At 47.4% G+C, this 20,612-nt stretch carries 9 protein-coding genes, 9 tRNA genes and 6 rRNA genes; 4 read left to right on the forward strand and 20 right to left on the reverse strand.

The features are described from left to right. Window positions 1-10: 10 nt before the first annotated feature. From tuf to DBX26_RS14605, 5 genes are all read right to left on the reverse strand, one after another. Window positions 11-1,195: an elongation factor Tu gene (gene tuf / locus DBX26_RS14585; RefSeq protein ID WP_014233170.1), complete on the reverse strand. Its 1,185-nt coding sequence runs from the start codon at window positions 1,193-1,195 to the stop codon at window positions 11-13. A 103-nt stretch (window positions 1,196-1,298) separates the two neighbouring features. Further along, a tRNA-Thr gene (locus DBX26_RS14590) sits at window positions 1,299-1,374 on the reverse strand. Between the two features lie 13 nt (window positions 1,375-1,387). Continuing rightward, a tRNA-Gly gene (locus DBX26_RS14595) sits at window positions 1,388-1,462 on the reverse strand. Window positions 1,463-1,497: 35 nt separating this feature from the next. Beyond that, window positions 1,498-1,582: transfer RNA gene (locus DBX26_RS14600), tRNA-Tyr, on the reverse strand. Between the two features lie 53 nt (window positions 1,583-1,635). Continuing rightward, window positions 1,636-1,711: transfer RNA gene (locus DBX26_RS14605), tRNA-Thr, on the reverse strand. Window positions 1,712-1,917: 206 nt separating this feature from the next. Between DBX26_RS14605 and coaA the strand changes: the two genes are divergently transcribed. After that, a complete protein-coding gene (coaA, locus tag DBX26_RS14610; RefSeq protein WP_118119586.1) occupies window positions 1,918-2,841 on the forward strand; it encodes a type I pantothenate kinase in 924 nt (307 codons plus the stop codon). Between the two features lie 9 nt (window positions 2,842-2,850). On the opposite strand, the gene birA is transcribed toward coaA, so the two are convergent. Continuing rightward, window positions 2,851-3,816: a bifunctional biotin--[acetyl-CoA-carboxylase] ligase/biotin operon repressor BirA gene (birA, locus tag DBX26_RS14615; RefSeq protein ID WP_020334018.1), complete on the reverse strand. Its 966-nt coding sequence runs from the start codon at window positions 3,814-3,816 to the stop codon at window positions 2,851-2,853. Beyond that, window positions 3,813-4,856, reverse strand: coding sequence for a UDP-N-acetylmuramate dehydrogenase (murB, locus tag DBX26_RS14620; protein ID WP_118119589.1), 1,044 nt, complete (start codon window positions 4,854-4,856; stop codon window positions 3,813-3,815). Before murB ends, birA begins: the two co-directional genes overlap by 4 nt. A gap of 100 nt (window positions 4,857-4,956) precedes the next feature. Between murB and DBX26_RS14625 the strand changes: the two genes are divergently transcribed. Together DBX26_RS14625 and pssA are read left to right on the forward strand one after the other, a co-directional pair. Continuing rightward, window positions 4,957-5,364 (forward strand): GNAT family N-acetyltransferase, encoded by a 408-nt coding sequence (locus DBX26_RS14625; RefSeq protein ID WP_065297511.1) that lies wholly within the window; start codon window positions 4,957-4,959, stop codon window positions 5,362-5,364. Window positions 5,365-5,459: 95 nt separating this feature from the next. After that, window positions 5,460-6,800 (forward strand): CDP-diacylglycerol--serine O-phosphatidyltransferase, encoded by a 1,341-nt coding sequence (gene pssA, locus DBX26_RS14630; protein WP_118119593.1) that lies wholly within the window; start codon window positions 5,460-5,462, stop codon window positions 6,798-6,800. Window positions 6,801-7,253: 453 nt separating this feature from the next. On the opposite strand, the gene DBX26_RS14635 is transcribed toward pssA, so the two are convergent. The 11 genes from DBX26_RS14635 to DBX26_RS14685 all read right to left on the reverse strand — a co-directional run bounded on the left by DBX26_RS14635 (window position 7,254) and on the right by DBX26_RS14685 (window position 18,104). Beyond that, window positions 7,254-7,330: transfer RNA gene (locus tag DBX26_RS14635), tRNA-Asp, on the reverse strand. 43 nt (window positions 7,331-7,373) lie between these two features. Next, window positions 7,374-7,490: ribosomal RNA gene (rrf, locus tag DBX26_RS14640) — 5S ribosomal RNA — on the reverse strand. 93 nt (window positions 7,491-7,583) lie between these two features. Next, window positions 7,584-10,473, reverse strand: a 23S ribosomal RNA gene (locus DBX26_RS14645). Between the two features lie 324 nt (window positions 10,474-10,797). After that, window positions 10,798-10,873 (reverse strand) — tRNA-Val (locus DBX26_RS14650). Window positions 10,874-10,903: 30 nt separating this feature from the next. Beyond that, window positions 10,904-10,979: transfer RNA gene (locus DBX26_RS14655), tRNA-Lys, on the reverse strand. A gap of 2 nt (window positions 10,980-10,981) precedes the next feature. Continuing rightward, window positions 10,982-11,057: transfer RNA gene (locus tag DBX26_RS14660), tRNA-Glu, on the reverse strand. Window positions 11,058-11,147: 90 nt separating this feature from the next. After that, window positions 11,148-12,700, reverse strand: a 16S ribosomal RNA gene (locus DBX26_RS14665). Between the two features lie 318 nt (window positions 12,701-13,018). Beyond that, a 5S ribosomal RNA gene (gene rrf, locus DBX26_RS14670) occupies window positions 13,019-13,135 on the reverse strand. 93 nt (window positions 13,136-13,228) lie between these two features. Further along, a 23S ribosomal RNA gene (locus DBX26_RS14675) occupies window positions 13,229-16,119 on the reverse strand. Window positions 16,120-16,385: 266 nt separating this feature from the next. After that, window positions 16,386-16,461: transfer RNA gene (locus tag DBX26_RS14680), tRNA-Glu, on the reverse strand. A 90-nt stretch (window positions 16,462-16,551) separates the two neighbouring features. Then, window positions 16,552-18,104, reverse strand: a 16S ribosomal RNA gene (locus tag DBX26_RS14685). The 16S, 23S and 5S rRNA genes sit together here with 5 tRNA genes alongside, the layout of an rRNA operon. A 556-nt stretch (window positions 18,105-18,660) precedes the next feature. Between DBX26_RS14685 and DBX26_RS14690 the strand changes: the two genes are divergently transcribed. Beyond that, window positions 18,661-19,116 (forward strand): RNA-binding protein, encoded by a 456-nt coding sequence (locus tag DBX26_RS14690; protein ID WP_024372606.1) that lies wholly within the window; start codon window positions 18,661-18,663, stop codon window positions 19,114-19,116. On the opposite strand, the gene murI is transcribed toward DBX26_RS14690, so the two are convergent. Both murI and DBX26_RS14700 read right to left on the reverse strand, forming a co-directional pair. Next, complete coding sequence (murI, locus tag DBX26_RS14695; RefSeq protein ID WP_118119595.1) at window positions 19,070-19,885, reverse strand: glutamate racemase; 816 nt, start codon at window positions 19,883-19,885, stop codon at window positions 19,070-19,072. The two genes, DBX26_RS14690 and murI, sit on opposite strands and share 47 nt — an antisense overlap. A 40-nt stretch (window positions 19,886-19,925) precedes the next feature. Then, entirely contained in the window at window positions 19,926-20,609 is a 684-nt protein-coding gene (locus DBX26_RS14700) for an adenine nucleotide alpha hydrolase (RefSeq protein ID WP_118119597.1), read from the reverse strand. Window positions 20,610-20,612 lie beyond the last annotated feature (3 nt).

The raw sequence follows: 20,612 nt of genomic DNA on the forward strand, positions 1-20,612 counted from the left end.
TCGCTATGAATTAGTCGAAGATCTTAGCAACAACACCAGCACCTACTGTACGGCCACCTTCACGGATCGCGAAACGTAGACCTTCGTCCATTGCGATTGGTGCGATTAGCTCAACAGTCATTTGTACGTTGTCGCCTGGCATTACCATTTCTACGCCTTCTGGTAGCGTGATGTCACCAGTTACGTCAGTTGTACGGAAGTAGAACTGTGGACGGTAGCCTTTGAAGAATGGAGTGTGACGACCACCTTCATCTTTAGACAGTACGTATACTTCTGATTCGAATTTAGTGTGTGGAGTGATTGAACCTGGCTTAGCTAGTACTTGACCACGTTCTACTTCGTCACGCTTAGTACCACGTAGAAGTGCACCAACGTTCTCACCCGCACGACCTTCGTCTAGAAGCTTACGGAACATTTCAACACCAGTACATGTAGTAGTGATGGTGTCTTTGATACCAACGATAGCAACTTCGTCACCTACGTTTAGGATACCACGTTCGATACGACCAGTTACTACAGTACCACGGCCTTGGATCGAGAATACGTCTTCGATTGGCATTAGGAACGGTAGGTCTACTGCACGCTCTGGTTCTGGGATGTATGAATCTAGCGCTTCTGCTAGTTCAACGATTTTCGCTTCCCACTGCTCTTCGCCGTTTAGTGCGCCTAGTGCAGAACCTTGGATAACTGGTAGGTCATCACCTGGGAAATCATACTCAGATAGAAGCTCACGAACTTCCATTTCTACTAGTTCTAGTAGCTCTTCATCGTCAACCATGTCACATTTGTTCATGAATACGATGATGTATGGGATACCAACCTGACGGCCTAGTAGGATGTGCTCACGAGTTTGAGGCATTGGGCCATCTGTTGCAGCAACAACTAGGATGCCGCCGTCCATTTGCGCAGCACCAGTGATCATGTTTTTAACATAGTCAGCGTGTCCTGGGCAGTCTACGTGTGCGTAGTGACGAGTTGGAGTGTCGTACTCTACGTGAGAAGTAGAGATTGTGATACCGCGCTCACGCTCTTCTGGAGCGTTATCGATAGATGCGAAGTCTTTCGCTTCACCGCCGTAAACTTTAGCAAGAGTAGTACAGATAGCTGCAGTTAGAGTTGTTTTACCGTGGTCAACGTGGCCGATAGTACCAACGTTTACGTGCGGTTTTACACGTTCAAATTTTGCTTTAGACATGAGTGGTCCCTCTAGGTACGGATTTTGGTGGCCCAGTTTGACCACGCAACCAAAAAAAAGATTATTGGTAAATCTAATATCAAAAGGAAATAAACTTTAGAGCTGGTGCTGATAGGCAGACTCGAACTGCCGACCTCATCCTTACCAAGGATGCGCTCTACCACCTGAGCTATATCAGCACTCAAATTAGAGTGGAGCGGGCAGCGGGAATCGAACCCGCATCATCAGCTTGGAAGGCTGAGGTAATAGCCATTATACGATGCCCGCAACACGTAACTCTGAGAGCTATTTCCTAAAGAATATGGTGGAGGGGGACGGATTCGAACCATCGAAGGCAGTGCCGGCAGATTTACAGTCTGCTCCCTTTGGCCACTCGGGAACCCCTCCAAAATTTCTAGCCATTCTCACTACTAGTTGTTTCGTTAAGAAACAGGAGAGAATGGTGCCGACTACCGGAATCGAACTGGTGACCTACTGATTACAAGTCAGTTGCTCTACCTACTGAGCTAAGTCGGCATAAGTGGTGCGCATTCTATTGAATGATTTTCTAGGTTGCAATAGGAATTTAAAAAAAAATCATAAATTTCGATTTTTTGGATTCATTTGCTGCAAAAACGTACAAACTTCGCTTTTTTAAAGCAAACTTCGACCTCTGTCGCTTGCTTTAAAGTGCGCTTGATGTATGTTCATGCTCTCAATGAAACCAAGGATGAAAGAGCCCCATGAGTCCATTTTTGTCATTTGACCGTGCCAACTGGGCAGATTTAAGAAACTCTGTGCCAATGACACTTTCTGAAGAAGACTTAACTGCACTTCAGGGCATAAATGAAAATCTTACCATGGAGGAGGCAGTAGAAATCTACCTGCCATTGTCTCGCCTGTTAAATTTGTATGTACAGGCTCGCCAGAGTCGTAATACGGTTCTTCAACAATTTTTGAATACTGAAGAACATGCCCCTCCCTTTGTGATTGGAATCGCTGGGAGTGTAGCGGTAGGCAAAAGCACAACAGCTCGTATTCTAAAAGCGCTGCTTTCCCGCTGGGAAAATCACCCTAAAGTATCTTTGGTTACGACGGATGGCTTTTTGTATCCCAAGAAAGTCTTGGAAGAAAAAGGCATCATGCATCGCAAGGGTTTCCCTGAGTCTTACGACATCAAACGCTTAGTTGAGTTTATGTCTGATGTAAAAGCCGGGAAGCCGGATCTTGAAGTGCCTGTCTACTCGCATATTACTTATGACATTACCGACGAACTCAAAAAAGTCGACAGGCCTGATGTTCTGATCATTGAAGGGTTAAACGTATTACAGAGCGGTATGGATTATCCCCACGATCCTCATCGCGTGTTTGTTTCAGACTTCTTGGATTTCTCTATTTACGTCGATGCGGAGTCTGACACCATTGAACAATGGTATGTGGAAAGATTTTTGAAGTTCCGCCGAGGAGCTTTTACCAAACCAGGGTCTTATTTTAGTCACTATACTCAGCTGTCGACTGAAGAAGCGAAAAGTAAAGCAAGAGAGATCTGGCAGAGTATTAATGGGCTCAACTTAGAGCATAATATTCTTCCTACCCGAGAAAGAGCCCATTTGATCTTACATAAAGGGGTTAATCACCTCGTAGACAAAGTATCTCTACGAAAGTAAGGGGATAACTCAATCCCCTTTTCTCAAAGAAATCTCTCCACCAATGTAGGTTTCTAATCCATTGTCAGTCTCAAGTACCACACCACCTTGCTGATCGATACCTTGAACAATCCCCTTCACTTCTCTGGCTCCCATTAAGAGTTTGACCGGGCGTCCAATGAAGTTATCCAGACGATTCCAGCGATCGACAAAGCCTGCCAGTCCCATCATTTCGTAATCGACCAGTATCGTCTTCCAATGCTCAATTAGCGTCAAAGCAAGCTGAGTTCTGTCTAAGCGGAGATCAGCACACACTTGATTTAAAGTCGTCCAGGGCTGGTCAATATCAGGCTGTTTATCTGGCATACCAATGTTTAGACCCATTCCTATTACGAGATTAGCTGCACCACCGGCTTGGCCTGACATTTCTACCAGAATGCCCGCGAGCTTTTTATCTTGATAATAGAGATCGTTTGGCCATTTGAGCTTAACGCCTTGGATGCCCATCTCTTCTAATGCTTCAACCGCAGCGATACCAATAACGAGACTCAAGCCCATTGCTGCGGCCATCCCCGCATCAAGACGCCAGTACATAGACAAATATAAGTTGGAACCAAACGGAGAAACCCACTGACGGCCGCGACGGCCACGACCGCTAGCTTGGTACTCAGCGACACAAACACGGCCTTTTTCGGATTCATTCACCCGCTCTAACAAGTACTGGTTGGTGGAATCAATCACTGGGATTAACTCCAGTTTTGGCTCGGAGCTATCCGTGAGTCTCGTCTCGTCTAACAATTGCATGGGATGAGCCAATTGATAACCACGTCCTTGAATACGGTATATATCCACACCCCATTCACTCAGACCTTTAATATGCTTAGCAATGGCGGCTCTTGAGATACCAAGGTCATGACCTAGGGCTTCACCTGAATGGAACTCGCCATCACTGAGTGTTTTCAGGATATGCAGTTTTGTTGCATGCTCTTTTCTCATTGCGCAGCCTCTATCTCAGCAAGATTGGTTTCACCACCACGATTGATAAACCGAACTTCATGCTCGAGCTCTATCTGGTATTTATTCCATACCGTCTGCTTAACGAGAGATGCCAGAGCCAATACATCTTGCGCACTGCAGTTGTCTACGTTAGTCAGCACTAATGCTTGCAAAGGGTTAACTTGCGCACCATTAACAGAGATCCCTTTAAGACCACATTGATCAATGAGCCAACCCGCAGCCACTTTCATTCCATTTTCTGCAGGGTACGCCACCAGATCATGATGCGTCTTAACCAGTCGATCATAATGATCTTGCGAGATCACAGGGTTCTTAAAAAAGCTGCCTGCATTACCCACTTTCGCAGGATCAGGCAATTTTTCTTGGCGAACCTGGCAAACACGTTCAAATATGGATGCTGGACTTAACTGTTCGGTAGGAATACTTTGCAAGGGACCGTATTGGTTGATCGGTTTCCATTCTTTGTTCAGCTTAAGTCCAACAGCGGAAATAAAACATTCACCATACAAAGCATGCTTAAAGATAGAGTCACGATAACCAAATTCGCACTCATCTGCGTTCATGCGTCGCGATTCAAATGTTGTGAGATCTAAGATATCCACGTAGTCACAAACATCTTTCAATTCTAATCCGTAAGCACCAATGTTTTGGATGGGCGCAGAGCCTGCACAACCAGGGATGAGCGCTAGGTTTTCTATGCCACCTAAGCCTCGCTCAACACACCAGGAAACTAATTCAGGCCAATCTTCACCACCTTCGATATGTAGCAAGTAATGTTCGTCAGTCTCTTCAACTACTTTGCCAAGCAGTCTATTGACGATAACCAGACCTTCGTAATGCTCAGTGAACAGCACATTACTTCCTTTGCCCAGGAACAGCTTAGGTAAGCTTTTGAAAGCAGGTTCCTGAAAAAGTTGAATAACATCGTCAACAGACTCAACGACGGCTAAATACGAACATGTCTGTTCGATACCAAAAGTGTGATAAGCCTTAAGGCTCGCATTTGTTTTAATTTGCATAGTGGTTTGCAACGCCAGATAAGATTCTCTTAAACTGTCAACATTCTACCTTAGAACTCTTTTAACCGCAGTGACAATACCTAACTCATTAATCATAGAAGTGTTAAATCCCATCAAGCTTCCTCTCATTAAGAGGTTGTATAAAGCACACTATCCCTCAGGGCGAGCGAAAAGAGATGAATTGATCATCACGGCAAGTCATGAAGGATCTATCGTAGCTCTACTGCGTATGAAGAGCGTGGAAAACTATCGATTATTAACTGGGATGCTTGTTGTTCCTGAATATAGGGGAACTGGTGTGGGGAATGCGTTACTGACTCACTGCAAAAACAAAGTTTTCACCGATGGTGATTATTGCTTTGCGTTTATGCACTTAGAGACTTATTACTCTCAACATGGTTTTAAGACCATCGATAGCTCAAAACTCCCAAACTCATTGAAAATGGCCTTTCAGCGCTACGTTGATAGCGGTAAAGATCTCATTCCAATGCAATTCATCCCATCCTAGACTTCAAACCGCGTGCTTTTGTAGCCAGATAAATCATATCTTTGATAAAATATCAGGTTCGCAATATTGCACTAAATAAAGGTACTCACACCGATATGATAGTAAGTAGGAATCCATTCGAACAGTTGCCAAGCCTCGCAGTAAATCCTGAGGACTTTGACGTTCTGTATTCTGCACAAGAATTCAGGGCTCGCCTTCTGGATGCGATAAGCAAAGCAACGTCACGAATTTACCTAGTCGCTCTATATCTGGAAGATGACGAGGCTGGACGTGAAATACTCACAGCACTTTACGAGGCGAAGCAACGTAATCCAGGGCTGGATATCAATATCTGTGTAGATTGGCACCGAGCACAACGCGGTTTGATTGGTGCAGAAACCTCTGAAGGTAACTCAGCTCTGTATAAGGCATTCGCACAAAAGTACCAACACCGAATTCCTGTATATGGCATTCCCGTACGTGGTCGAGAAGTCTTTGGTGTTCTGCATTTGAAAGGCTTCATTGTCGATGACACTGTTATTTACAGCGGAGCAAGCTTAAATAATGTCTATCTGAACTATCATGGCCGTTATCGCTTTGACCGCTACCATGTCATTCGCAATGAATCTCTCGCAGACTCAATGGCGCAATTTATTCAGAATGAGATGATCGCTCATCCTGCAGTCAATGACCTTGCTAACCAATACAAGCCAGAAACAAAAGAAATCAAATCGGCTATTCGCCAATTACGCGCTTCACTATCTCAAGCAAGTTACCAGTTTGAAAGCCAGACAGAAACCGAAGAAGACGTAAAAGTCACGCCACTGGTTGGTTTAGGTAAACGACGTAATATATTAAATCAACAGATAGTAAAGTTACTCGCGGCGGCTCAAAATGAAATCTTCATCTGTACTCCGTACTTCAACTTTCCTAAAGCGATTCACCGTGAAGTGAAACGTGCTATGAAGCGTGGTGTGAAAGTCACCATCGTGGTCGGCGATAAGATAGCCAATGATTTCTATATCTCTCCTGAAGAAGATTTTAAAACCATTGGTGGTTTACCTTATCTTTATGAAGTGAACCTTCGTCGCTTCGCTAAAGCAAATGAAGCCAACATAGCAGCACGAAAACTATCGATTCACTTATGGAAGCACGACAATAACAGCTTCCACCTAAAAGGTATTTGGGTCGATAAACGATACATGCTACTGACAGGTAATAACTTGAATCCGCGAGCGTGGTCACTTGACCTAGAGAATGGCTTATTGATTCAAGATAACTACGCTCAGCTCACCAATAAGTTCGAGGAGGAAGTTTCACGAATCCTAGAGCATACCCACTTAATCTGCACTTACAGACAGCTAGAAAAAGTCGAAGATTATCCGTTCGGTGTACAAAAGCTGGTAAGAAAAATTACTCGCTTGAAAGCCGATGGAGTATTAAAACGCATTCTGTAATCTAGCAGCTTCAAACATAATAGATCAACGCCCAACAACTGTTGGGCGTTTTTATTTCTAATACATTGCTAATAGGTTTTTGGTGGCTTATGACTTGAAGCTAAGAGCTATACATGAATTCGAATCTAGGCAGTCTCTTCTCCTAATGGTTCAAAGCTTAAGAACTGACGTGTGACTTCTTACAGCTAATGACATACAAGTTGGAGAATTCACGATTATTCACATTAGTAAATATGCGAAGAAGTAAAACAGCTGCCTATAGCATGATAGACGGGGAGGTAATCTAGAACGTTAGAAAGAAGCCTGTTTGTTTTAGCGAGGTTTCTTAAACGGTCAAATAGCTGGGCATGCGTACAACTGGATTCGCACATAAGCCTGACTCGATTTCCCTAAAAGGGAGTTATGTGCCATAAACGACAAAAGCCTAGTCTTTCGACTAGGCTTTCTAATAAGTGGCGGAGTGGACGGGACTCGAACCCGCGACCCCCGGCGTGACAGGCCGGTATTCTAACCAACTGAACTACCACTCCGCAGTGGTATCATCCGCTTTAAAGCGAACGTCCAAAATTTAAAGCCTGGCGATGTCCTACTCTCACATGGGGAAACCCCACACTACCATCGGCGCTATTTCGTTTCACTTCTGAGTTCGGAATGGAAGTCAGGTGGGTCCAAAACGCTATGGTCGCCAAGCAAATTCTTTAATTCGGAAAGCTGTTTTTTAATTCTCGTTTTTACACATTCAACGTTCTTACATTGAGTCCATCAAAACCCCTTGGGTGTTGTATGGTTAAGCCTCACGGGCAATTAGTACAGGTTAGCTCAACGCCTCACAACGCTTACACACCCTGCCTATCAACGTCGTAGTCTACGACAACCCTTTAGGATACTTAAAGTATCAGGGAGAACTCATCTCAAGGCTCGCTTCCCGCTTAGATGCTTTCAGCGGTTATCGATCCCGAACTTAGCTACCGGGCAATGCGTCTGGCGACACAACCCGAACACCAGAGGTTCGTCCACTCCGGTCCTCTCGTACTAGGAGCAGCCCCTTTCAATTCTCCAACGCCCACGGCAGATAGGGACCGAACTGTCTCACGACGTTCTAAACCCAGCTCGCGTACCACTTTAAATGGCGAACAGCCATACCCTTGGGACCGACTTCAGCCCCAGGATGTGATGAGCCGACATCGAGGTGCCAAACACCGCCGTCGATATGAACTCTTGGGCGGTATCAGCCTGTTATCCCCGGAGTACCTTTTATCCGTTGAGCGATGGCCCTTCCATTCAGAACCACCGGATCACTATGACCTGCTTTCGCACCTGCTCGAATTGTCATTCTCGCAGTCAAGCGGGCTTATGCCATTGCACTAACCTCACGATGTCCAACCGTGATTAGCCCACCTTCGTGCTCCTCCGTTACGCTTTGGGAGGAGACCGCCCCAGTCAAACTACCCACCAGGCACTGTCCGCAACCCCGATAAGGGGTCGACGTTAGAACATCAACACTACAAGGGTGGTATTTCAAGGACGGCTCCACGAATACTGGCGTACTCGTTTCAAAGCCTCCCACCTATCCTACACATGTAGGGTCAATGTTCAGTGCCAAGCTGTAGTAAAGGTTCACGGGGTCTTTCCGTCTAGCCGCGGGTACACTGCATCTTCACAGCGATTTCAATTTCACTGAGTCTCGGGTGGAGACAGCGTGGCCATCATTACGCCATTCGTGCAGGTCGGAACTTACCCGACAAGGAATTTCGCTACCTTAGGACCGTTATAGTTACGGCCGCCGTTTACCGGGGCTTCGATCAAGAGCTTCGACCGAAGTCTAACCCCATCAATTAACCTTCCGGCACCGGGCAGGCGTCACACCGTATACGTCATCTTACGATTTTGCACAGTGCTGTGTTTTTAATAAACAGTTGCAGCCACCTGGTATCTGCGACTCTCAATAGCTCCATCCGCGAGGGACTTCACCGTCGAGAGCGTACCTTCTCCCGAAGTTACGGTACCATTTTGCCTAGTTCCTTCACCCGAGTTCTCTCAAGCGCCTTGGTATTCTCTACCCGACCACCTGTGTCGGTTTGGGGTACGATTCCTTACAATCTGAAGCTTAGAGGCTTTTCCTGGAAGCATGGCATCAATGACTTCACATCCGTAGATGCTCGACGTCGTGTCTCAGCCTTAAAGAGAGCCGGATTTACCTAACTCTCAAGCCTACGCACTTGAACCTGGACAACCGTCGCCAGGCCCACCTAGCCTTCTCCGTCCCCCCATCGCAATTGTAAGAAGTACGGGAATATTAACCCGTTTCCCATCGACTACGCCTTTCGGCCTCGCCTTAGGGGTCGACTTACCCTGCCCCGATTAACGTTGGACAGGAACCCTTGGTCTTCCGGCGAGGAGGTTTTTCACCCCCTTTATCGTTACTCATGTCAGCATTCGCACTTCTGATACGTCCAGCATGCGTTACCACACACCTTCAACCGCTTACAGAACGCTCCCCTACCCAATATACAAAAGTATATTGCCGCAGCTTCGGTTTACTACTTAGCCCCGTTACATCTTCCGCGCAGGCCGACTCGACCAGTGAGCTATTACGCTTTCTTTAAATGATGGCTGCTTCTAAGCCAACATCCTGGCTGTCTGAGCCTTCCCACATCGTTTCCCACTTAGTAGTAATTTGGGACCTTAGCTGGCGGTCTGGGTTGTTTCCCTCTCCACGACGGACGTTAGCACCCGCCGTGTGTCTCCCGGATAGTACTTACTGGTATTCGGAGTTTGCAAAGGGTTGGTAAGTCGGGATGACCCCCTAGCCTTAACAGTGCTCTACCCCCAGTAGTATTCGTCCGAGGCGCTACCTAAATAGCTTTCGGGGAGAACCAGCTATCTCCAGGTTTGATTGGCCTTTCACCCCTAGCCACAAGTCATCCGCTAATTTTTCAACATTAGTCGGTTCGGTCCTCCAGTTGATGTTACTCAACCTTCAACCTGCCCATGGCTAGATCACCTGGTTTCGGGTCTATATCCAGAGACTGAACGCCCAGTTAAGACTCGGTTTCCCTACGGCTCCCCTAGATGGTTAACCTTGCCACTGAATATAAGTCGCTGACCCATTATACAAAAGGTACGCAGTCACACCACGAAGGTGCTCCTACTGCTTGTACGTACACGGTTTCAGGTTCTATTTCACTCCCCTCACAGGGGTTCTTTTCGCCTTTCCCTCACGGTACTGGTTCACTATCGGTCAGTCAGTAGTATTTAGCCTTGGAGGATGGTCCCCCCATATTCAGACAGGATATCACGTGTCCCGCCCTACTCGATTTCACTGAACACACATCGTCAACTACGGGACTATCACCCTGTATCGTCGGCCTTTCCAGACTGTTCGTCTAACGCGTGTAAAGCTTAAGGGCTAGTCCAATTTCGCTCGCCGCTACTTTCGGAATCTCGGTTGATTTCTTTTCCTCGGGGTACTTAGATGTTTCAGTTCCCCCGGTTCGCCTCGTTATGCTATGTATTCACATAACGATACTTACTTATGTAAGTGGGTTTCCCCATTCGGAAATCCCAGACTCAAGTGGCTTTTACTGCCTAATCTGGGCTTATCGCAAGTTAATACGTCCTTCATCGCCTCTGACTGCCAAGGCATCCACCGTGTACGCTTAGTCACTTAACCATACAACCCGAAGGAGTTTCGAATTGATGTTAAACAACCAAAGTTGCTGTCTCATTATTTGAATGAGCGAGACAGCTTTCGATTTTGCCGGACTCAAATTCCAAGAACACTTGAATGTGTTTTTAGTTGTATTCAAATACATGAATACTTTGAGAACTTTACAAACAACAATAAATTGTTGTTTTGTCAGCTTTCCAAATTGTTAAAGAGCTATGTTTCTTCACGAGGAAGTACATTTTCTAAAGACTTTCAGAGTCAAAAATGCCAACCAGTGTCAATTGCTTGCTCTGGTTTGGACGTTTTATTCCAAAAATGCTTAGAGAATGGTGGGCGATACCGGGCTCGAACCAGTGACCCCCTGCTTGTAAGGCAGGTGCTCTCCCAACTGAGCTAATCGCCCACATAAGTTTTAATTCTTCGTGGAGAAGAATGGTGGGTCGTGCAGGATTCGAACCTGCGACCAATTGATTAAAAGTCAACTGCTCTACCAACTGAGCTAACGACCCAATGGTATCCCGTAGGGGAGTCGAACCCCTGTTACCGCCGTGAAAGGGCGGTGTCCTAGGCCTCTAGACGAACGGGACACTAAGTTGAACATCTTGGGGATGTTCTATCTCTTAAACTTCATAAACCATATCAATCTGTGTGGACACTCATCGTGAATAATCATCGTATAAGGAGGTGATCCAGCGCCAGGTTCCCCTAGCGCTACCTTGTTACGACTTCACCCCAGTCATGAACCACAAAGTGGTAAGCGTCCCCCCGAAGGTTAAACTACCTACTTCTTTTGCAGCCCACTCCCATGGTGTGACGGGCGGTGTGTACAAGGCCCGGGAACGTATTCACCGTGGCATTCTGATCCACGATTACTAGCGATTCCGACTTCATGGAGTCGAGTTGCAGACTCCAATCCGGACTACGACGCACTTTTTGGGATTCGCTCACTTTCGCAAGTTGGCCGCCCTCTGTATGCGCCATTGTAGCACGTGTGTAGCCCTACTCGTAAGGGCCATGATGACTTGACGTCGTCCCCACCTTCCTCCGGTTTATCACCGGCAGTCTCCCTGGAGTTCCCGACATTACTCGCTGGCAAACAAGGATAAGGGTTGCGCTCGTTGCGGGACTTAACCCAACATTTCACAACACGAGCTGACGACAGCCATGCAGCACCTGTCTCAGAGTTCCCGAAGGCACCAATCCATCTCTGGAAAGTTCTCTGGATGTCAAGAGTAGGTAAGGTTCTTCGCGTTGCATCGAATTAAACCACATGCTCCACCGCTTGTGCGGGCCCCCGTCAATTCATTTGAGTTTTAATCTTGCGACCGTACTCCCCAGGCGGTCTACTTAACGCGTTAGCTCCGAAAGCCACGGCTCAAGGCCACAACCTCCAAGTAGACATCGTTTACGGCGTGGACTACCAGGGTATCTAATCCTGTTTGCTCCCCACGCTTTCGCATCTGAGTGTCAGTATCTGTCCAGGGGGCCGCCTTCGCCACCGGTATTCCTTCAGATCTCTACGCATTTCACCGCTACACCTGAAATTCTACCCCCCTCTACAGTACTCTAGTCTGCCAGTTTCAAATGCTATTCCGAGGTTGAGCCCCGGGCTTTCACATCTGACTTAACAAACCACCTGCATGCGCTTTACGCCCAGTAATTCCGATTAACGCTCGCACCCTCCGTATTACCGCGGCTGCTGGCACGGAGTTAGCCGGTGCTTCTTCTGTCGCTAACGTCAAATCTATACGCTATTAACGCATAAACCTTCCTCACGACTGAAAGTGCTTTACAACCCGAAGGCCTTCTTCACACACGCGGCATGGCTGCATCAGGCTTGCGCCCATTGTGCAATATTCCCCACTGCTGCCTCCCGTAGGAGTCTGGACCGTGTCTCAGTTCCAGTGTGGCTGATCATCCTCTCAGACCAGCTAGGGATCGTCGCCTTGGTGAGCCCTTACCTCACCAACTAGCTAATCCCACCTAGGCATATCCTGACGCGAGAGGCCCGAAGGTCCCCCTCTTTGGCCCGTAGGCATCATGCGGTATTAGCCATCGTTTCCAATGGTTATCCCCCACATCAGGGCAATTTCCTAGGCATTACTCACCCGTCCGCCGCTCGACGCCGTTAACGTCCCCCGAAGGTTCAGTTAACTCGTTTCCGCTCGACTTGCATGTGTTAGGCCTGCCGCCAGCGTTCAATCTGAGCCATGATCAAACTCTTCAATTTAAGATTTTGTTCGGCTCAATGAATACTGAACATTACATAAAGTAATGTTTGAATTGACTGTGCTGAATCCGAAGATTCAATGGTCACTTCGTTTCATTGAAACCTAATTTGATACCGAGGTATCTAATTGGATTATCATCAACGAGTGCCCACACAGATTGATAGGTCTATATTGTTAAAGAACTTGGCTTTCAGTGCCTTAGCACTTAAGCGAGGTGCGTATAATACGCTTTCCACTTTGAAAGTCAACATAAAATTCTAAAAAACTTTAGAACCCTATGGTGACTTGCTTAAATATTAAGCAAGTGCAAAATAAAAGCCTGGCGATGTCCTACTCTCACATGGGGAAGCCCCACACTACCATCGGCGCTATTTCGTTTCACTTCTGAGTTCGGAATGGAAGTCAGGTGGGTCCAAAACGCTATGGTCGCCAAGCAAATTCTTTAATTCGGAAAGCTGTTTTTTAATTCTCGTTTTTACACATTCAACGTTCTTACATTGAGTCCATCAAAACCCCTTGGGTGTTGTATGGTTAAGCCTCACGGGCAATTAGTACAGGTTAGCTCAACGCCTCACAACGCTTACACACCCTGCCTATCAACGTCGTAGTCTACGACAACCCTTTAGGATACTTAAAGTATCAGGGAGAACTCATCTCAAGGCTCGCTTCCCGCTTAGATGCTTTCAGCGGTTATCGATCCCGAACTTAGCTACCGGGCAATGCGTCTGGCGACACAACCCGAACACCAGAGGTTCGTCCACTCCGGTCCTCTCGTACTAGGAGCAGCCCCTTTCAATTCTCCAACGCCCACGGCAGATAGGGACCGAACTGTCTCACGACGTTCTAAACCCAGCTCGCGTACCACTTTAAATGGCGAACAGCCATACCCTTGGGACCGACTTCAGCCCCAGGATGTGATGAGCCGACATCGAGGTGCCAAACACCGCCGTCGATATGAACTCTTGGGCGGTATCAGCCTGTTATCCCCGGAGTACCTTTTATCCGTTGAGCGATGGCCCTTCCATTCAGAACCACCGGATCACTATGACCTGCTTTCGCACCTGCTCGAATTGTCATTCTCGCAGTCAAGCGGGCTTATGCCATTGCACTAACCTCACGATGTCCAACCGTGATTAGCCCACCTTCGTGCTCCTCCGTTACGCTTTGGGAGGAGACCGCCCCAGTCAAACTACCCACCAGGCACTGTCCGCAACCCCGATAAGGGGTCGACGTTAGAACATCAACACTACAAGGGTGGTATTTCAAGGACGGCTCCACAGATACTGGCGTACCTGTTTCAAAGCCTCCCACCTATCCTACACATGTAGGGTCAATGTTCAGTGCCAAGCTGTAGTAAAGGTTCACGGGGTCTTTCCGTCTAGCCGCGGGTACACTGCATCTTCACAGCGATTTCAATTTCACTGAGTCTCGGGTGGAGACAGCGTGGCCATCATTACGCCATTCGTGCAGGTCGGAACTTACCCGACAAGGAATTTCGCTACCTTAGGACCGTTATAGTTACGGCCGCCGTTTACCGGGGCTTCGATCAAGAGCTTCGACCGAAGTCTAACCCCATCAATTAACCTTCCGGCACCGGGCAGGCGTCACACCGTATACGTCATCTTACGATTTTGCACAGTGCTGTGTTTTTAATAAACAGTTGCAGCCACCTGGTATCTGCGACTCTCAATAGCTCCATCCGCGAGGGACTTCACCGTCGAGAGCGTACCTTCTCCCGAAGTTACGGTACCATTTTGCCTAGTTCCTTCACCCGAGTTCTCTCAAGCGCCTTGGTATTCTCTACCCGACCACCTGTGTCGGTTTGGGGTACGATTCCTTACAATCTGAAGCTTAGAGGCTTTTCCTGGAAGCATGGCATCAATGACTTCACTACCGTAGTAGCTCGACGTCGTGTCTCAGCCTTAAAGAGAGCCGGATTTACCTAACTCTCAAGCCTACGCACTTGAACCTGGACAACCGTCGCCAGGCCCACCTAGCCTTCTCCGTCCCCCCATCGCAATTGTAAGAAGTACGGGAATATTAACCCGTTTCCCATCGACTACGCCTTTCGGCCTCGCCTTAGGGGTCGACTTACCCTGCCCCGATTAACGTTGGACAGGAACCCTTGGTCTTCCGGCGAGGAGGTTTTTCACCCCCTTTATCGTTACTCATGTCAGCATTCGCACTTCTGATACGTCCAGCATGCGTTACCACACACCTTCAACCGCTTACAGAACGCTCCCCTACCCAATATACAAAAGTATATTGCCGCAGCTTCGGTTTACTACTTAGCCCCGTTACATCTTCCGCGCAGGCCGACTCGACCAGTGAGCTATTACGCTTTCTTTAAATGATGGCTGCTTCTAAGCCAACATCCTGGCTGTCTGAGCCTTCCCACATCGTTTCCCACTTAGTAGTAATTTGGGACCTTAGCTGGCGGTCTGGGTTGTTTCCCTCTCCACGACGGACGTTAGCACCCGCCGTGTGTCTCCCGGATAGTACTTACTGGTATTCGGAGTTTGCAAAGGGTTGGTAAGTCGGGATGACCCCCTAGCCTTAACAGTGCTCTACCCCCAGTAGTATTCGTCCGAGGCGCTACCTAAATAGCTTTCGGGGAGAACCAGCTATCTCCAGGTTTGATTGGCCTTTCACCCCTAGCCACAAGTCATCCGCTAATTTTTCAACATTAGTCGGTTCGGTCCTCCAGTTGATGTTACTCAACCTTCAACCTGCCCATGGCTAGATCACCTGGTTTCGGGTCTATATCCAGAGACTGAACGCCCAGTTAAGACTCGGTTTCCCTACGGCTCCCCTAGATGGTTAACCTTGCCACTGAATATAAGTCGCTGACCCATTATACAAAAGGTACGCAGTCACAGGACAAAGCCTGCTCCTACTGCTTGTACGTACACGGTTTCAGGTTCTATTTCACTCCCCTCACAGGGGTTCTTTTCGCCTTTCCCTCACGGTACTGGTTCACTATCGGTCAGTCAGTAGTATTTAGCCTTGGAGGATGGTCCCCCCATATTCAGACAGGATATCACGTGTCCCGCCCTACTCGATTTCACTGAACACACATCGTCAACTACGGGACTATCACCCTGTATCGTCGGCCTTTCCAGACCGTTCGTCTAACGCGTGTAAAGCTTAAGGGCTAGTCCAATTTCGCTCGCCGCTACTTTCGGAATCTCGGTTGATTTCTTTTCCTCGGGGTACTTAGATGTTTCAGTTCCCCCGGTTCGCCTCCTGTTGCTATGTATTCACAACAGGATACTTACTTATGTAAGTGGGTTTCCCCATTCGGAAATCCCAGACTCAAGTGGCTTTTACTGCCTAATCTGGGCTTATCGCAAGTTAATACGTCCTTCATCGCCTCTGACTGCCAAGGCATCCACCGTGTACGCTTAGTCACTTAACCATACAACCCGAAGGAGTTTCGAATTGATGTTAAACAACCAAAGTTGCTGTCTCATTATTTGAATGAGCGAGACAGCTTTCGATTTTGCCGGACTCAAATTCCAAGAACACTTGAATGTGTTTTTAGTTGTATTCCATTAGGAATACTTTGAGAACTTTACAAGTAATCTTAAAGATTACTTTGTCAGCTTTCCAAATTGTTAAAGAGCTAATCACTTCTAATGAAGTAACCATTTTTAAAAGCACTATCGCTAATGCGCTTAAAGATGGTATCCCGTAGGGGAGTCGAACCCCTGTTACCGCCGTGAAAGGGCGGTGTCCTAGGCCTCTAGACGAACGGGACACTAAGTGAACATCTTGGGGGATGTTCTATCTCTTAAACTTCATAAACCGTATCAATCTGTGTGGACACTCATCGTGAATAATCATCGTATAAGGAGGTGATCCAGCGCCAGGTTCCCCTAGCGCTACCTTGTTACGACTTCACCCCAGTCATGAACCACAAAGTGGTAAGCGTCCCCCCGAAGGTTAAACTACCTACTTCTTTTGCAGCCCACTCCCATGGTGTGACGGGCGGTGTGTACAAGGCCCGGGAACGTATTCACCGTGGCATTCTGATCCACGATTACTAGCGATTCCGACTTCATGGAGTCGAGTTGCAGACTCCAATCCGGACTACGACGCACTTTTTGGGATTCGCTCACTTTCGCAAGTTGGCCGCCCTCTGTATGCGCCATTGTAGCACGTGTGTAGCCCTACTCGTAAGGGCCATGATGACTTGACGTCGTCCCCACCTTCCTCCGGTTTATCACCGGCAGTCTCCCTGGAGTTCCCGACATTACTCGCTGGCAAACAAGGATAAGGGTTGCGCTCGTTGCGGGACTTAACCCAACATTTCACAACACGAGCTGACGACAGCCATGCAGCACCTGTCTCAGAGTTCCCGAAGGCACCAATCCATCTCTGGAAAGTTCTCTGGATGTCAAGAGTAGGTAAGGTTCTTCGCGTTGCATCGAATTAAACCACATGCTCCACCGCTTGTGCGGGCCCCCGTCAATTCATTTGAGTTTTAATCTTGCGACCGTACTCCCCAGGCGGTCTACTTAACGCGTTAGCTCCGAAAGCCACGGCTCAAGGCCACAACCTCCAAGTAGACATCGTTTACGGCGTGGACTACCAGGGTATCTAATCCTGTTTGCTCCCCACGCTTTCGCATCTGAGTGTCAGTATCTGTCCAGGGGGCCGCCTTCGCCACCGGTATTCCTTCAGATCTCTACGCATTTCACCGCTACACCTGAAATTCTACCCCCCTCTACAGTACTCTAGTCTGCCAGTTTCAAATGCTATTCCGAGGTTGAGCCCCGGGCTTTCACATCTGACTTAACAAACCACCTGCATGCGCTTTACGCCCAGTAATTCCGATTAACGCTCGCACCCTCCGTATTACCGCGGCTGCTGGCACGGAGTTAGCCGGTGCTTCTTCTGTCGCTAACGTCAAATCTATACGCTATTAACGCATAAACCTTCCTCACGACTGAAAGTGCTTTACAACCCGAAGGCCTTCTTCACACACGCGGCATGGCTGCATCAGGCTTGCGCCCATTGTGCAATATTCCCCACTGCTGCCTCCCGTAGGAGTCTGGACCGTGTCTCAGTTCCAGTGTGGCTGATCATCCTCTCAGACCAGCTAGGGATCGTCGCCTTGGTGAGCCCTTACCTCACCAACTAGCTAATCCCACCTAGGCATATCCTGACGCGAGAGGCCCGAAGGTCCCCCTCTTTGGCCCGTAGGCATCATGCGGTATTAGCCATCGTTTCCAATGGTTATCCCCCACATCAGGGCAATTTCCTAGGCATTACTCACCCGTCCGCCGCTCGACGCCGTTAACGTCCCCCGAAGGTTCAGTTAACTCGTTTCCGCTCGACTTGCATGTGTTAGGCCTGCCGCCAGCGTTCAATCTGAGCCATGATCAAACTCTTCAATTTAAGATTTTGTTCGGCTCAATGAATACTGAACATTACATAAAGTAATGTTTGAATTGACTGTGCTGAATCCGAAGATTCAATGGTCACTTCGTTTCATTGAAACCTAATTTGATACCGAGGTATCTAATTGGATTATCATCAACGAGTGCCCACACAGATTGATAGGTCTATATTGTTAAAGAGCTTTTCTGACTTAACTTGCCGCTTTCGCGTCTCGTTGTCAGGGGTGCGTATCTTACGCTGCCCGGTTTGAGAGTCAAGAAATTTTTCAAATTTCTTTTTCTTCTCTTTCCAACTCGCTGTGTGACTCTCGTCTCACTCCGTGTCGGTGAGGCGGCATTATAGGGAGATGCTTGAAGAGCGCAACTCTTTTTTTAAAAAAAAGATTTAAGCGGTCAGTTATTAATCAAAATGGCGAAATTCGCATATTTCTTCGTCACATTTGAGACATATCACAGCAATTGGTTGGAAAAACACCAACCATATACGTAAGATTCATGTGTCTATTATGTTAATAGGCAAACAATCTCTTTATCACCTATGTGTAGTAATCAAAATGACGTCTAAAAAAAATCTGATTTTATGTGCCGGGTTGGCCGTCATTGGGGGAGTCATCTTCTCTCAATTCGCCGTTTCACCCGTACTGAGCTTTCTTATCGGTGTTGTCGCTACTGCTTTTCTGTTTTCATTTTCTAGCCAGACACCAATTGATCAATCAACCGACTCTGACCCATCAACCAAAACCTTGTATGTCGGAAACCTGCCTTATAAGGCAAATGAAAGTCATGTTCGCGATTTATTTGCGGAATATGGACAAGTCTATGCCGTGCGATTAATGAAAGATAAACGTACTGGTAAAAGAAGAGGATTTGGATTTGTTGTGATGGCCGCTGCAGATGCTGAACCAGCCATCGCCAAGTTAAATGAAAAGCTATATATGGATCGTACACTTAAAGTGCGTATCGCTAACGATCCGAAACACCCGGAAGGCGATAAATTTGAACAGGAGTAAAACCTAGCTTCGCCAGACACACATTCAGTGCATCTTCTTGCCAAGGAGGTGCACTGGCAAAAATTCGTTTAGTCCCCTCCTCTGTGGTTTCCTTACACTGCTCACTATCTAATAACGTCTTTACTCGACGTGCTATCGCTTTTCCTGAGTCAACTAATGTGACCTCACCATCCAGTGCCTGGTGAATTTCTTCTTTAAGAAGTGGAAAGTGAGTGCAACCTAATACAGCGACATCCACTTTATTGCGGATAGGTTCCAAGATGTCTTTTAGTTCTTCAATGCAAGCCTCTTTCCCACGCAACTTTTCTTCCGCTATATCGACCAGGCGGGTAGAGCCCAATAACTCAACTGGTTTTCCATGAGCATAATCACGAATCAATTTGTGGGTATATTGTCGAGTAACTGTGGCTGGCGTCGCGATCAATCCCACGCCTTTAGAAGCAAGTAATGACGCCGGCTTAATAGCAGGGACAACTCCAACAACAGGAATCGCTAGCTTTGCACGTAGTGACGGGAGCACTATCGTACTTGCGGTGTTACACGCGATGACAACAATATCGACCTGATACTCTTCCACTAGCGCGGATACCAGTTGGTTCACACGAGAAATGAGAACGCTTTGTTCAAGCTCTCCGTATGGGTATGCCTGATTGTCGAATAGATATAGGTAGTCCATTTGCGGCAATAGACGATGGATTTCTTTAAATACAGAAAGCCCTCCGACACCGGAGTCAAACACCAGAACCTTTTTCTTATTCGCTACTCGCACGAGTCTTACCTAAGCAATATAAACGCTGCGATCATACTGGCTAGATTTGTTTTGGCAATGCTTTGGCACTGTATCTTTGATGACTAAACCTCTCCCCAGTCTCGACCTCTCGCTTAACCAGTTCTATATAGCCTTGAAATGAAGGGGCAGATGTCACCAAGGTATGAAACTCGCCATTTTCTCCACAAGGGTCAATATGACTTGGTAGCGAATCAACCAGCGGTTTGTCATACCAACGCCCGCACCAATCTGATGATAGTACTTGACCATCCGTCGTTATGAGCATGGTTTGAATACCGCGATCAATGATTTCCATCGCCAGCGCTTTGCTGCTCTCCCCTAATAGAGGGAATACACATTCCCAGCCAGCAGGTTCTATATAGCTACGTCGATAATCAGCGATACCATTGCAGAACATGTCACCAAAAGCGACAGCTTTTATATTTAATTTACTCTCTGCCAATGCGGTGACAATGGTAGATTGGTAGATGTCATTACTTGGGAAGACAACAGGCAACTCAATGGTGATCAATGGAAGGCCAAGTAAGTCAGCCTGCATCTGCACAACTTCAAGAGGAGTTGCTTGAAAGGGAACTTCGTCGTCAACATAAGTTGTGTAGAGTCCAACTACTTCGTAATTTGGGTCTTCTTGCAATCTTTCTAACGTCAAAGTGGAATCTTTACCACTCGACCAACTGATCACGACGCGTTTTGGTGTACTCATGAT

Source organism: Vibrio sp. dhg, from assembly GCF_003443775.1.
GTDB lineage: Bacteria > Pseudomonadota > Gammaproteobacteria > Enterobacterales > Vibrionaceae > Vibrio > Vibrio natriegens.